The sequence below is a fragment of the Bradyrhizobium sp. USDA 4532 genome, assembly GCF_024171315.1.
Classification (GTDB): Bacteria; Pseudomonadota; Alphaproteobacteria; order Rhizobiales; family Xanthobacteraceae; genus Bradyrhizobium; species Bradyrhizobium australafricanum.
The window spans coordinates 6,954,227-6,967,211 of the sequence record NZ_JALJZN010000001.1 but is presented as its reverse complement, the minus strand read 5'-3'; the positions used below and the strand labels follow the sequence as shown (position 1 = coordinate 6,967,211).

The following is a 12,985-nucleotide window of genomic DNA, read 5'->3' as shown; positions in this document are numbered from 1 at the left end:
CGGTCCGACGCGCGGTCACATCTGGCGCCGCGCGGCCAAGGGCTTCCTTTCCGTGCTGACCGGAACCAGGCGGACATCGCCGCTCTCGTCGCCGCCGGGCTGGGGCAATGTGAGCACGGCCCCCTGATCGTCCTTCTGCATCGTGACTTCGCGGCCGTTGATGGACCGCAGCTTCCATCCCTGGAAGTCATCGCCGATCTTCAGGCGCAGCGCCGTCTTGTTCGACTGATCGAGAAAGATCCCGAAGCTTTCGTCATCTCCCGCAATCGTGCCGACCAGCGACAGCGGCGGTGGCTCGATCGCGACCTTGCGCGGCGGCGGCGGCGCTGGCTTGCTGACCTCCGGTTCCGCAACGACGGCAGGTGGCGGTCGCCGCGACGGCGAGAACACCGGCCGGTCGCGCGTGTTGGACAGTGTCTTGAGCGGGATGCCCCACAACGGATTGGCGCTGAGCGGCCGGGGTGTCGGTGCCGGCGACGGGGCCACCCGGACCGACGTCACCGGTTCGGACGGCGGCGGTGAACTCAGCACCGGTCCACCGAGGCGTGTATCGTCGAGCATCCCGGCGTCCAATGCATCGCCGGACGAGGCAGGCACCGCAGCCGGCGCCGAATAGGCCGACACCGCCAACAGCACGATGGTCGCAGCGAAGCGTCGCATCATTTGGCTCCTCGCCATTGTCCGGAGACGCCGAGCAGCACGCGCAGCTTGCCGGGATCGGCGCCCTTGGCGGCCTCGTCGGCGACGGGTTGCACGACCAGTTGGTCGATGAACAAAAACGGCATGCCGGCTTCCAGATCGTAGAGCACCTGCTGCAATTGCGCTTGCTCGATCTCGCTGCTCGCGACCATGCTGATGAAGCCGGCCTTGGCCGGCGCGTTCGGAACGTCGAGCTGCGTCGACAGCACGTTGCCGCCGGCCTTGATCACCGCACCCGACACCCGTTGCAGCAAGGTGGCGCCGGCCACCGTGACGGTCGCCCCCTCGAGATAGGCCGAGCCGGTCGGCATCGGCGGCTGACCGGGCGCGGTATTCGCCCTGGATCTCCCCTCCAGTTGCTCGAGCATTCCGGCCGCTGCCGCGACATCGCTGCGCAGGCCGATGATGTCCGAGAACGACGAGATGACGACAAAGAGCAGCAGCACGAACAGGCCGAGATAGCTCGCGGTCGCGACCATTGGCGAGGTGCTGACAGCGGTCAGCGATCGGGATGCTGCGCTCATGAGCCGGACCCAAAATAAGCAGTGATGTTGGCCTCGACGTGGAACCGCTCGGCCGATTCATTTGCCGCACGCGTCGTCGGCGCGAAGAACGTCGCGCGGGTGAATTGCGGCGACTGCTCCAGCAACCGGATCAGGGATGGCGCATCCTGGGTCAGTCCCACCACCTGCACCTTGTTGCCCTCGATGCGAAGCTCCGTCACATAGGTCGTGTCGGGCAGCACGCGCGAGACCGCTTCCAGGACCATGACGCTCGACGGCGTCGTCTGCTTGCGCTTGGCCAGCAGGCCGAGCCCTGACGAGTCGCCATTGGCATCGAGACGCAGCGCGGCGCGGCGCTGCGCGATCCGGTGTTGCAGATCGTCCTGCTCGGATTGCAGCCGCCCGCCGAGATAGATGTTCAGCAGCAGCGAGCCCGCGGCCGCGGCCGCTGTCGAGACCAGGCCGACGCGCAACAGGCGCGGAACCGAAGGCCCGGCAAGGCCGCGCAGCGACTTGTCGAGCAGCGTCACCTGCTGCGCGGCGCCGTCGCCGCCAACCGCCGGCGCGAAGACCGCGACGGAGGCGGCGCCGAGCATCCTCGCCATCCGGATCAACGGATCGACCTTCGCCGCCGCGGTCGCGCCGAACGCGACTTCGATGCGGTCATTGGCGATCGGTTGCGGCGAACTCCAGCCAAACACGGCATCGGCAGCGCTCCATGGAGTCAGCCGGTCGACCTGTGCGCGGATCATGCCGTCGAGGAAGTCGCTTGCCTGGCTCGGGAAATCGAGCACGCGGCTGACGATTTGATCCGATCGCAAACGCACCTCGATGCGGCTGCCGTCGAACGCGGTCTTCCACTCCGCCGGCAGCGGAGGCTGCGGCGCATCGTGATCGAGCCGGAACGAAACCGGCATCGAAGGCGAGCCATCCTTCGAGACCACGAGGCGGGCGGTGAACGTACCATCGCCATTCTCGTCGAGCTCGATGCTGCGCCGGCGCATGAACATGCCGGCGACGCCGTCGACGGCCGTCGCGACCGCGGCGATCCATTGCTCGAACCATTGCCGTGCCTCGGCAAGCATTGCCATCAACCTCTCCTGCGCGGCAGAGCCGTAATTCGCGCCTCGACGTCGTTTTGCCAGGACAACACCCGATAGGGCTCGACCTTGTCACCGAGTGCGATCACCGCCTCGGATGTGGTCCGGTGACCGTTGCGGAAGCGGATCGAGATTGCGATCCGGTAGCACGGGCTCTGCGCCGTCGATGCCGCGCTTTGCTGGCTTGGGGCCTGCGTTCCGGCAGCGATTCCGCTCGGCGAAGCCGGGCGCGCCCCGAAGCCGTCCTGGTCCTTCCCCGGTGCCTTATCGACGGCGAGAGCGACTTCCGGCGCGGCAATGGTCGGATCAACGTCCGGACCGCCGTTAAACACCGTCACGAATGGCAACACGCGATCGACAAACGCTTCGGGGATGCCGGCGACCAGCGCCAGCTCGTTGACATGGGTGAACAGCCCCTGCCGCGGCGAATAGCCAAGCGCGTTGTAGCGCGCCGCCTCCACGTTCTCGCTGCCCGGCGCGGGCCGGGTTCGCCAGCCGACGATCCGGTCGGCATATTCGGCGGCGGCGTCCTTGCGGGCACCGAGCACGACGAACAGGCCGATCAGCATCTCCTTCGATGCATAATTCAGATCAAGGCGGCCGGCCTCCGACGTGAAGGTGACATCGACGCTGGCATCGTCGAGACCGAAATGAAACGTCCCCTGCTGCGGCCTCGTCTTCTCGTCCGTCAGCGTCAGCTGATAGGCGGTGAGCTCAACCCCGGCCGACACCAGCGCCTCGGTCTGCAACGACAGATCGCTGGCCGCCAGCGCGCGCGCCGACGCGGCCAGATAGGCCGAGAAGATGATCGCCAGCGACGACAGCGCCAGCAGGATCCAGAGCACCGCAACGATGACGAAACCGCGATTGGCCGGCGATCGGCCGATCTTGCCGGACGCGCCCATCACGTCTTCCCCTGATCGGTGGCACTGCCGGAACTCTGCTTGTCGCCGCAATTGCCGTCCGGCTTGGTGCAGTCGCTCGGAATCTGGACATGGACCGGCGCGATGGTCGAAACCGACAGGACGCGCTGGCTCGCCGCGTCGCGCACGGTCAGCCGGATCATCGCCGGCAGTCTGTCCGCGTCCTTCCACGCGCTCTTCCAGGCCCGGTCAGCACCGGCATAGGCGAACGACAGCCGATAGGGCGCGCGCAGCAGCACCACCGGGCTGGCGAGATGGACCTGTTCCGACAGCGACACCCCTTCAGCCAGCGGCGTGAACCGCGTCTGCGTGCGAACCGTGACGAACTCGCCGCGATCGCGCGTCTCGCCAAGGCGCACCACGTCGAGCCCCGGCCCGGCATTCGGCCCCACCGACGTGCGCACAAACATCACGGACAACTCCGATCCGTCGAACAGCGGCTTGTGGCTGTCGCGGTTGGCGGCAACGAACTCCGCGGCCGCAAGATCGGCGCCGATCCGCTCCAGCGCGATCCCGATCAATTCGCTGCGCTGGATCCGGTCGAGGCCCCTGTTCCAGCTCGGCAGCCACTGCGCCGTGATGCTGGCGAGCGCCGACAGCAACAGCCCCATCAGCGCCAGCGCGACGATGGTCTCGATCAGCGTGAAGCCGCGCTCGCCCGTTCGCTGGTCTGCCCATGCCCGGGTCATTCCGACGACCTCGGCATCAGGCGCACGGTGCGAATGTCGGACAGCGCACCGCCCGGAGATTTGACGCGAATCCGTACCAGCTCCGGAGCCCAGGGCACATTGCCCTCGGGCACTTTCCAGTCGCCACCGAGCGGACTGACATCAATCGTCCAGCGGTAGCCCTCCGCCTGCCCCGTCGAGGTGCCCGACTGCAATTCCGCGCGGGGCGGGATGCCGACCGTCATCAAGGTGCGCACCGCCTGCATCAGCGCCACGTGCTGCTCCAGCGCCCGCACGCCGCGCGTCTTGACGCCCATGACGGCGCCGATCGCAACGATCGAGACGGCCACCAGCGCCAGCGCCACCAGCACCTCGATGATGGTGAACCCCGCATCAGTGCGGTTAGTTGGCGGCGACGTCGCGAGCAACGATTTCAACCCTTCCGGTAAGCCAGTTGACGCGGACCTCATATCCCGCATCGAGCCGCGTCAGCGCGATGGAGCCGCCGCAGGAACCGCCATTGGCGAAGAAGCGGATCGTCGACAGTGCGGCGCGGCGCTGACAGCTCTGCGGCAGCACGGCATCGAACCGCACGTCTTCGGGGATCCGCACCGTCATGCGCGACGCGCCGGAGTGGATCACCCGGCTCGGCGCATCGACCAGCGTCGCAACACTGGTGCTGCGCTCGATGGCGGCATTCCGATCGGCCTTCAGCAGCGTCGCGGTCTGCAATGCATAGGCCTGCAGGCGCGATCGCGAGGTCTGGTGCGGAATGAACGGAAGCAGCACGGCCGCCAGCAGCGCGATGATGGCGAGCACGCACACCATCTCGAGCAGGGTGAAACCGCGCTGCGTCGCGTCACTCATGCTTGCGATGCATCCTTACTGGTCGTTGTTGTTGGCGGCGGTGGTCTTCTCGAGCGAGATATCGGCCGAGGTGCCGCTGCCGCCCTCCTGACCATCGGAGCCGTAGGAGACGATGTCATAGGGTCCGTGCTCGCCGGGCGAGCGATAGAGATAGGGGTGGTTCCAGGGATCGTTTGGCACGTTGCCGCCCTTCAGATACGGGCCGTTCCAGGCCGCGACCCCCGGCGTGCGCCGCACCAGCGCGGCAAGCCCCTCAGCCGTGGACGGGAAGCGCCCGGCGTCGAGATAGAACAGGTCGAGCGCGCTGGAGAAGCTCTGCAACTGAATGCGCGCGGTCTTGACCTTGGATTCGCTGAGATAGTTGAGCACGCGCGGGCCGATCAGCCCCATGATCAGGCCGATGATCGCGATCACCACCAGCATCTCGACCAGCGTGAAGCCCTCCTGCCCCGAACGCCTCTGGCTTTGCGACGGCGCGCGAGCGCGTTCCACTCGCGTGGCGAATGCCTTTATGATGGTGTTGCGCGATATCATGGCCGATGACCCCTGCTCTAACCGACTAGCTGCGTGACCGAGAGCAGCGCCGTCATGACCGACACGATCAGTCCGCCGACGACGGTGCTGATCGTGATGATCGCCAGCGGACCGACGATGCCGACGACCCGGTCCAGGCTGCGCTGCAATTTTGCTTCGTAGAATTCCGCGACCCGCCCGGCCAGCACCGGCAGCTGCCCGGTCTCTTCACCGAGCCGCAGCATGCGGACCGCCATCGGCGGCAGACTGTCCGCCACGGCGAGTGCTTCCGACAATTTGCCGCCATGGCGGACGCGGTCGGCGGCGGCGGTCCAGTTCGCCTCGCTTCCGGTCACTGACATGATGTCGACCAGGATGCGCAACGCGGCGGTGAGGTTGACGCCGCTGCCGAGCAGGACGCCGAGATTGCGGCAGAACAGGCTGGCGCGATAGAACTGGAAGGCGCTGCTGATGCCCGGCACCCGCGAGATGGCGTTGACCAGCGCGGCGCGGACGCGCGACTGCCGCAACAGCCACCATGCGAGCGCAATCGTCGCCGCGCTGATCAGGCTTGCCGCGGTGGCATTGGCGCGCAGGAAATCCGACACCGCGATGAAGCTGGCGAGCGCCGTGTCCGACTTGCCGCCGAAATCGCCGAGCACGGTCGAGAATTGCGGCAGCACGAACAGCAGGAAGAACAGCATCACGCCGGACGCCGCGACCAGCACGAAGGCCGGATATTGCATGGCGTCGGTCAGCTTGCGCCGCATCTGCTCGGAACGCGCGCGCTCGGTGCCCAGCATCTCCAGCACGGAATCGAGCGTGCCGGAGATTTCTCCCACCCGGACCAGGGCGATGTACATCGGCTGGAACAGGGTTGGATGATCGGCGACCGCGTCGGCGAAGCTCTCGCCGGTGAGCAGGGCGGCGCGAATTTTCGCCACCACCGGACGCATCCGGCCCACGTCCGCGTCGCCCGACAGCAGCTCCAAGGCATCGTCGAGACGCGCACCGGCCTTGAGCAGCAGTGCGAGATCACGCGTGAACGTAGTGACCTCGGCCGCGCTCGGCCCGCCGAACAGGCTGCGGGCGCCGACGGCGCCGGATGCGCGCTTGTCCTCGGTGGTTTCGATCGGCAGCAGCTTGAGATATTCGATCCGCCGCGCCACCTCGGCCGCCGTCGGGGCGGAGATCGTGCCGTTCACGATCTCGCCGGCCTGGGTCAGAGCGCGATAGCGATAATTCGGCACGGCGTCACCGCACCGTTGCGACGCGGAGGATCTCGGCGGGCGAGGTCAATCCGGCGCGGCATTTGGCGACCCCATCGTCGAGCATCGTGGTCATGCCCGAGCGGATCGCCATCGTATCGATCTTCAGCCCGTCGGTTCGCTCCCCGATCAGTTCGCGCAGTTCATTGGACAGTTCGAGCAGTTCGAACACGCCGAGGCGGCCGCGATAGCCGGTCCCGCCGCAGCGCTCGCAGCCGCATGGCTCGTGAATGATCTCGTCGGCCTTGAAGCCGAGCGCGGCGAGCCGGGGGTCCTCGGCGAAATCGGCTGTTGCAAGCGGCCGCGCCGTCTTGCAGCGCTCGCAGAGTTGCCGGACCAGACGCTGCGCGATCACGCCGCGCAGCACCGAACGCAACAGATAGCCTTCGACCCCGAGGTCGAGCAGACGCGGCACCGCGGCAGCCGCGGTCTCGGTGTGCAGCGTCGTCAGCACCAGATGCCCGGTCAGCGCCGCATGCACCGCGACATGCGCGGTCTCGGAATCTCTGACTTCACCGACCATGATCACGTCAGGGTCCTGGCGAACGAAGGACCGCAGGGCGGTGGCGAAGGTCAGGCCGATCGCGGGCTTGATCTGGGACTGGTTGACGCCGGGAAGCTCGTATTCGACCGGATCCTCGATGGTCAGGATCTTGCGGCTCGGCTCATTGAGGATCGACAGGATCGTCGCCAGCGTCGTGGTCTTGCCGCTGCCGGTCGGCCCCGTGATCACGACCATGCCGTGCGGCAGCTTCAAGAGCCGCCGCAGCTTGGCTTCGTCAGGCTCGGAGAATCCGAGCTTTTCGACCACCAGCAAGCCGCGATCCTTGGGCAGGATGCGGATGACACAGGATTCGCCGTGCTGCGTCGGCATGATCGCGACGCGGATATCGATGTCGGTGCGACCGGCCCGCAGCCGCGCCGCGCCGTCCTGCGGCAGGCGGCGCTCGGCGATATTGAGGTTGGCGATGATCTTGATGCGGGAGACCACCGCCTGGGGCAGCACGCCCGACAGCGCGGCGACCGGCCGGAGCAGACCATCGATCCGTAAGCGCACCATCAGCCCGCCGGAGAACGGCTCGATATGGATGTCGCTGGCGCGAAGCTCGACCGCCTTTTCGATCAGATCGTTGACCGCGCGCACCACCGGCGCGCCGCTGGCGAGATCGCGCAGGCTCTCGATGTCGTCTTCGCGGGGCAGCGCCGCCGCGCTATCGGCGGCCTCGGCCTCTTCAGTGCTGGAAGAGTTGTTCAGCGCGATGGCGACGTCTTCTGACGATGCCACTTTCACATTGATATCAGCGCCAAGCACGATCTGTGCCGCGCGCAGCGTCGCCTGATCGGTCGGGTCGACGACGGCGAGCACCGTGGTCCCGTCGACCGCCCGGCACGGATAGACCATGGTCTCGCGCAGGAAGCGCGGCGAGAACGCCCCGACCAGCGGCTCGGCCGACGTCATCTCCTGGAGCGTCAACCGGCCGAGCGCAAAGAAGCGCGCGGCTTCGTCGGCGAAGTCGGTCGGCGAGAGGCTGGTGACCTCCCACAGCTTCGATTGCCTTGCGTCGGCGCCCTGCCCGGTCCGCTCGGCCGTTCCATCGCTCGGCGCCAGGTGATTGTTCTGACGCAGATAATCCACGAACCGAACGGACAGGTCGTTGGCCATTCTCGATATCCCGCCACACTATCCCGGATCAGTTCGTGCCAAGTGCCGCTGCGTGCCGTCGCGTTCGGCTCCCGGCAATTGTGCGGTTATCGATCCGAAGTGTGACAGCTGTGCGAAGTCACATCATTCGTCGCGCTCAAGAAACTTTGAGGGTGGCATCGCGGACACAAGCAGCGCGCCGGCTGCACAGTTTAGGTGCGATGCGATGGGCAGGTCGCGAACGACAATCATGTAACCAATTTATTTCTGTCATGTTCGATCGCTAAGAGTCCCTCCGGGGCAGGACCGATCGTCGCAAGCAATCGAAATTTCAGTTAGTCAAAGCGAAGGGCCTTCATGCAACGCGTAGGCACAGTGGGCCGCTGCCCGACGATCCGTGGCGGCCTCGCAGCCATTTTTGCCTTGACGTCATTGGGGCTGTTGGCGTCCTGCAATTCTGCGACGGTCGGCGAGAGCGTGGACGCATCCCAACTCGACGTCACCGACAAGGTGCGCTCGCTGGACCTGGCGCAGCGCCAGCCGCAACCGGCGAACGCACTGGCGGCGACGGGCGGCAGCCAGAGCGGCAGCGTCCGCGCGGCGATGTATGACGGAAGCGAAGTGACGGCGGTCGCGGACGCGCGGCCTCAGCCGGCGTCGAACGGCAATGGCTTCGATCTGAATTTCGAGAGCACGCCGGTGGCGACCGTCGCCAAGGTGGTGCTCGGCGACATCCTGCATGTCGGCTACACCATCGACCCGCGGGTGCAGGGCACGGTCAGCCTGGTCTCGGTCCGCCCGGTGCCGAAGTCCGACATGGTGTTCGTGCTTGAAAACGCACTCCGCCTGAGCGGCGTTGTGCTGCTCAAGGATACGGCAGGCTATCGCCTGACGCCGCTCGGCGACGCCGTCGGCGGCGGCCGCGTCGATGCTGCGGCGGCCAATCCCGAACCCGGATTCGGCATCTCGGTGGTCCCCCTGCAATATGTGTCGGCGCAGACCCTCATGAAGCTGACCGACAGCTTCGCCACCAGGGCGGGCGCGATCCGCGCCGACACGACACGCAACCTGCTGCTGATCCAGGGCACCGGCGCCGAGCGCCGCACCGCGGTCGATACCGTGCTCAGTTTCGACGTCGACTGGATGCGCGGCCAATCCGTCGGCATCTTCCCGATCTCGAGCGGCTCGCCCGCGCCTGTCATTGCCGAGCTGGAGAAGATCGTCGATTCCGGCGAGAACGGCCTCAGCCAGAATGTCATCAAGTTCATGCCGATCGCGCGCCTGAACGCGATTTTGGTGGTGACCAAGAAGCCCGACATGCTGCACACGGCCGCGACCTGGATCAAGCGCCTCGACCGCAACGACACGGCGCGCACCTCGGTCCATGTCTACCGCGTCAAATACGGCGATGCGCGCCAGATCGCGCGGGTCCTGACCGACATGTTCCTTGGCGGATCGTCTGGCAACCTGCTCGACAGTGCCGACAGCCAGCTCGCGCCCGGCTCCGGCACCTCGTCGACCTCGAGCGTCGCCGACCGTCTGTCGCTCAACAACAACAACGGCGCGAATTCAGGCATGAGCGGCTTCGCATCCCGCGGCACGTCGGGGACAGGCGCAACAGGCCAGGGCCTTGGCCAGGGATTCGGCGCCGGCGGGCAAGCGAACAATCCCAACAATCCGGGCCAGGGCAACAATGCCGCGCTGGATGCCGGACGCGGTGCCGGCGGCGGCAACGGGCAGCCCGTCATGCAGGACGTCCGGATCACGCCCGATGTCGTGAACAACAATCTCCTGATCTATGCCGACCAGGCCAACTACCGCATTATCGAGTCGACCCTGCTGCAGATCGACGAGCCGCAGCTCCAGGTCGCGATCGACGCGACGATCGCCGAGGTCACGCTCAACAACACCTTGTCCTATGGCGTGCAGACCTATCTCACCAGCCAGAACCTCGGCCTGAAGCCGAACACCGGCTCGATCCTCGGCACCCAGGCCACTTCCGCTCCCGCGACCACCACCGACGCGACCACCGGCGCGGTCTCGGTCGCGGGGTCGCTCACCAATGCCTTCATCAACCAGAGCTTCCCGGGCTTCAACTTCCTGATCGGAAATGCAACGCAGCCGAGCCTGATCCTGGATGCGCTGCACGCCGTCACCAGCGTCAAGGTGCTGTCCAATCCCTCGCTGGTGGTGATCAACAACCAGGTCGCGACCCTGCAGGTCGGCGACGTCGTCCCGGTCTCGACCGGCAGCGCGACGGTGCTGACCACGAGCAACACCGTCGTCAACACCATCGACTATCGCAACACCGGCATCATCCTGAAGGTCTCGCCACGCGTCAGCGTGAACGGCACCGTGCGGCTCGATGTCGAGCAGGAGATCAGCAACGTTCCCCAAAGCAGCGGCAGCACGGTCAACCTGACGCCGACCGTTTCGGAGCGACGGGTCAAGAGCCAGATCTCGGTGGCCAACGGTCAGACCGTGCTGCTGGCCGGCCTGATCAGCGAACAGCAGAGCGGCGCCCGCAACGCGCTTCCGGTGCTCGACCAGATTCCGGGCCTCGGTGACGCCTTCGGACATCAGAGCAACGGCACCCAGCGTACCGAGCTGATCATCTTCATCCGCCCGCAGATCATCCGCAACGGCTCCGACGCCCAGACTGTGGCCGAGGAGCTTCGATCGAAATTGCGCGGCAGCATCGCCACGACATCGACCAATGCGCCGATCACCACCAGCTATCACTGAGCCGGGCAGCAGGATGCGCCGCGTTCTCGCACAACGGACGGGCCTCTCGGCTTCGCTTGCGATCGCGCTTTGGGCGATGACCGCCTCTGTCGCGAGCGCCGACAGCGTCGCGCGCGGATCGGCCGCCTTCCATCGCGGCGACTATGTCCGGGCGGCTCGGGAGCTCGCGCCGGCCGCCGAGCGCGGCAATCCGCGCGCTCTCGGCATGCTCGGCTTCTTGTATGAGCACGGCTTCGGCGTGCCGCAGGCCTACGCAGCCGCCGCCGACTGCTACTATCGCGGCGCCGTGCAGGGCGACCCGTTCGCGCAGGCCCAGCTCGGCCTGATGTACGACAAGGGTCACGGCGTTCCGACGGATTTCGTGCTGGCCTACAAATGGCTCAATCTGGCCGCGGCCCGCTCGAACGGGCGGCAGCGCGATGCCTATCTCCGTTTCCGCGATGCGGTCGCATCCAAGCTCTCGACCTATGAGATCATCGCCGGTCAGCGGTTTGCACTGGAATGGGCCCCCGATCGGCCGGCGCCGGACGTGCACCTGACCGCCAAGTAATCGCGCCTTACGGGGGTGTGCGCACGAGGCCCGCCGACACGCGCCTGCCTCGTACCTTCCGCCGCCGCAACCGGCGCCACCCGATCACGATCCCGCTGATCGAGATAATCGTACCAGCCGCCGATAGCAGCCACACCACGACGTCGCGCGCCGGCCAGATGCGCAGCAGCAGCGGGACATCGAGGCTGTGCAGCGCGTTGAACAGCCAGCGGTAGGACCGGCGGCTGTCGTCGCTGCGCTCGAGGATCTCGCCGGTGACGGGGGAGATGTGCAGCCAGGTGCGGGCGGGATCGTCGAACCCGATCCGCAATACCGGAAGCTCGCGCGCCTGGTGCAGCGTGTACCAATAGGCGTCGGGTTCATCGAGCTGCCGCGCTGATGTCATCGCAGCGCCGGGCATTGCGTGTCGGGCGGCAGCGATGACCTCGTCGCGCGAGAGGGTCATCCGCGCACCGGTCACAGGATCGGCGATGCTGCGGCCGCCGTTGCCGTCGTCGAGCAACATTAACCGGTGTCCGCCGATCCAGACGAAGCGGGCCTCCACCGCAGGCATCGATGGCGACGACTGGAAGCCGGCGACGATGTCGGCCGTGTCATGGCCACTATAGCCGATCGCGATCTCGCGGGTGACGCCGCGGCCGGAGAACGCGCCACCGGGATTGAGCGACAGCCAGCCGCTAAACATCCAGGTCAAGACGCAGATGCCGCCGACCAGGCCGGCGATGTGATGCCAGGCCATCCAGCCGCGATAGGGCGAGACGGCGCCATCAGCGTAGCGGCGCATCAGCCGCAGGCGGAGGACGCCGATCCAGAAGCCGGTGACCGCGACGACAAGACAGACACCCGAGATCCACAGCACCACATCCCGCCACAGCGGGCCGTCCTTGCGCAACACGGTCGGATAGATCCAGTGCGGGATCGAGCCGAGCCAATTCCAGACGCGCTCGCGCCGCGTGGTGTCGAGCGCGATCTCGCCGGTGCGCGAGGAAACGTAGAGTTCGGTGCCATCGGCGTCCCCGAGGCCGATCCGATAGAGCGGCCGCAACGGATCGAAGCGCGCGGTCACCGACCATTGGTCGCGCGTGATCGTTTCGATCAAGCGAGGCTGCACGGCATGCGGATGATGAGCGGCAATGGCCAGCGCCTGGTCGGGCGTGATCCGGTCGATCACGCTGCCGTCGGTCGCCGAAATGGTGATCGTCCCTGCCTTCCAGGCGGTCACCCGATAGACGGGCGTGTCGTCCATCATCGAAAGCCGCAGGTCACGCGGATAACGCTCGACACCTGCGATCGCCATCGCGCGATCAGGCGTGACCCGCACCTTGCTCCAGGGAATGACAGGAAGCGCGGCGAGGCGCTCGCTGTCGGTAAGGCGCGGAAAGGCCACGTACATCATGACAAGGCCGGAGATGAACCACATCGCGAACAGGAGACACGTCGCAATGCCGATCCAGCGATGGACGATATAGAGCCACCGCCGCCCGCGCCGGATCAGAGCGTTGCGCAT

General features: G+C 66.6%; 13 protein-coding genes. 2 read left to right on the top strand and 11 right to left on the bottom strand.

The genetic code is table 11. From position 1 onward, the window contains the following. Positions 1-15: 15 nt before the first annotated feature. Genes J2R76_RS32000 through J2R76_RS31955 form a run of 10 tightly spaced genes read right to left on the bottom strand, consistent with a single transcriptional unit; the run spans position 16 to position 8,204 of the window. Positions 16-663: a hypothetical protein gene (locus J2R76_RS32000; protein ID WP_253625338.1), complete on the bottom strand. Its 648-nt coding sequence runs from the start codon at positions 661-663 to the stop codon at positions 16-18. Beyond that, positions 660-1,223, bottom strand: coding sequence for a type II secretion system protein GspM (gene gspM / locus J2R76_RS31995; RefSeq protein WP_253625337.1), 564 nt, complete (start codon positions 1,221-1,223; stop codon positions 660-662). The genes J2R76_RS32000 and gspM overlap by 4 nt, the downstream gene beginning before the upstream one ends. Then, on the bottom strand, positions 1,220-2,293 hold the full coding sequence (locus tag J2R76_RS31990; RefSeq protein WP_253625336.1) for a PilN domain-containing protein: 1,074 nt from the start codon (positions 2,291-2,293) through the stop codon (positions 1,220-1,222). The genes gspM and J2R76_RS31990 overlap by 4 nt, the downstream gene beginning before the upstream one ends. After that, the gene (locus tag J2R76_RS31985) at positions 2,293-3,207 is read right to left on the bottom strand and encodes a general secretion pathway protein GspK (protein WP_253625335.1); all 915 of its coding nucleotides are present in this window, start codon (positions 3,205-3,207) and stop codon (positions 2,293-2,295) included. Before J2R76_RS31985 ends, J2R76_RS31990 begins: the two co-directional genes overlap by 1 nt. Further along, complete coding sequence (locus J2R76_RS31980; RefSeq protein ID WP_253625334.1) at positions 3,207-3,914, bottom strand: type II secretion system protein J; 708 nt, start codon at positions 3,912-3,914, stop codon at positions 3,207-3,209. The genes J2R76_RS31985 and J2R76_RS31980 overlap by 1 nt, the downstream gene beginning before the upstream one ends. After that, positions 3,911-4,330 (bottom strand): prepilin-type N-terminal cleavage/methylation domain-containing protein, encoded by a 420-nt coding sequence (locus tag J2R76_RS31975; RefSeq protein ID WP_245311511.1) that lies wholly within the window; start codon positions 4,328-4,330, stop codon positions 3,911-3,913. Before J2R76_RS31975 ends, J2R76_RS31980 begins: the two co-directional genes overlap by 4 nt. Beyond that, entirely contained in the window at positions 4,296-4,760 is a 465-nt protein-coding gene (locus J2R76_RS31970; RefSeq protein ID WP_050386340.1) for a type II secretion system protein, read from the bottom strand. The genes J2R76_RS31975 and J2R76_RS31970 overlap by 35 nt, the downstream gene beginning before the upstream one ends. A 15-nt stretch (positions 4,761-4,775) precedes the next feature. Then, positions 4,776-5,294 carry a type II secretion system major pseudopilin GspG gene (gene gspG / locus J2R76_RS31965; RefSeq protein WP_057017723.1) on the bottom strand — a complete coding sequence of 173 codons (519 nt, stop codon included), beginning with the start codon at positions 5,292-5,294 and terminating at the stop codon, positions 4,776-4,778. Between the two features lie 17 nt (positions 5,295-5,311). Then, complete coding sequence (locus J2R76_RS31960; protein WP_253625333.1) at positions 5,312-6,523, bottom strand: type II secretion system F family protein; 1,212 nt, start codon at positions 6,521-6,523, stop codon at positions 5,312-5,314. Positions 6,524-6,527: 4 nt separating this feature from the next. Continuing rightward, a complete protein-coding gene (locus J2R76_RS31955; protein ID WP_253588781.1) occupies positions 6,528-8,204 on the bottom strand; it encodes a GspE/PulE family protein in 1,677 nt (558 codons plus the stop codon). A 336-nt stretch (positions 8,205-8,540) separates the two neighbouring features. Here J2R76_RS31955 and gspD point away from each other — a divergent pair, with 336 nt between their 5' ends. Together gspD and J2R76_RS31945 are read left to right on the top strand one after the other, a co-directional pair. Next, positions 8,541-10,928 carry a type II secretion system secretin GspD gene (gspD, locus tag J2R76_RS31950; RefSeq protein ID WP_194295345.1) on the top strand — a complete coding sequence of 796 codons (2,388 nt, stop codon included), beginning with the start codon at positions 8,541-8,543 and terminating at the stop codon, positions 10,926-10,928. A gap of 76 nt (positions 10,929-11,004) precedes the next feature. Continuing rightward, the gene (locus J2R76_RS31945) at positions 11,005-11,478 is read left to right on the top strand and encodes a tetratricopeptide repeat protein (RefSeq protein WP_253625332.1); all 474 of its coding nucleotides are present in this window, start codon (positions 11,005-11,007) and stop codon (positions 11,476-11,478) included. 7 nt (positions 11,479-11,485) lie between these two features. On the opposite strand, the gene J2R76_RS31940 is transcribed toward J2R76_RS31945, so the two are convergent. Beyond that, positions 11,486-12,985: a PepSY domain-containing protein gene (locus J2R76_RS31940; protein ID WP_253625331.1), complete on the bottom strand. Its 1,500-nt coding sequence runs from the start codon at positions 12,983-12,985 to the stop codon at positions 11,486-11,488.

Bases quoted from the DNA above. Each gene is read 5' to 3' on its own strand.
- J2R76_RS31945 (WP_253625332.1), top strand. From the start codon at position 11,005: ATGACCGCCTCTGTCGCGAGCGCCGACAGCGTCGCGCGCGGATCGGCC.
- J2R76_RS31980 (WP_253625334.1), bottom strand. From the start codon at position 3,914: ATGACCCGGGCATGGGCAGACCAGCGAACGGGCGAGCGCGGCTTCACG.
- J2R76_RS31990 (WP_253625336.1), bottom strand. From the start codon at position 2,293: ATGGCAATGCTTGCCGAGGCACGGCAATGGTTCGAGCAATGGATCGCC.
- J2R76_RS31955 (WP_253588781.1), bottom strand. From the start codon at position 8,204: ATGGCCAACGACCTGTCCGTTCGGTTCGTGGATTATCTGCGTCAGAAC.
- gspD (WP_194295345.1), top strand. From the start codon at position 8,541: ATGCAACGCGTAGGCACAGTGGGCCGCTGCCCGACGATCCGTGGCGGC.
- J2R76_RS31985 (WP_253625335.1), bottom strand. From the start codon at position 3,207: ATGGGCGCGTCCGGCAAGATCGGCCGATCGCCGGCCAATCGCGGTTTC.
- gspG (WP_057017723.1), bottom strand. From the start codon at position 5,294: ATGATATCGCGCAACACCATCATAAAGGCATTCGCCACGCGAGTGGAA.
- J2R76_RS31970 (WP_050386340.1), bottom strand. From the start codon at position 4,760: ATGAGTGACGCGACGCAGCGCGGTTTCACCCTGCTCGAGATGGTGTGC.
- J2R76_RS31940 (WP_253625331.1), bottom strand. From the start codon at position 12,985: ATGCGCAACGCTCTGATCCGGCGCGGGCGGCGGTGGCTCTATATCGTC.
- J2R76_RS32000 (WP_253625338.1), bottom strand. From the start codon at position 663: ATGATGCGACGCTTCGCTGCGACCATCGTGCTGTTGGCGGTGTCGGCC.
- gspM (WP_253625337.1), bottom strand. From the start codon at position 1,223: ATGAGCGCAGCATCCCGATCGCTGACCGCTGTCAGCACCTCGCCAATG.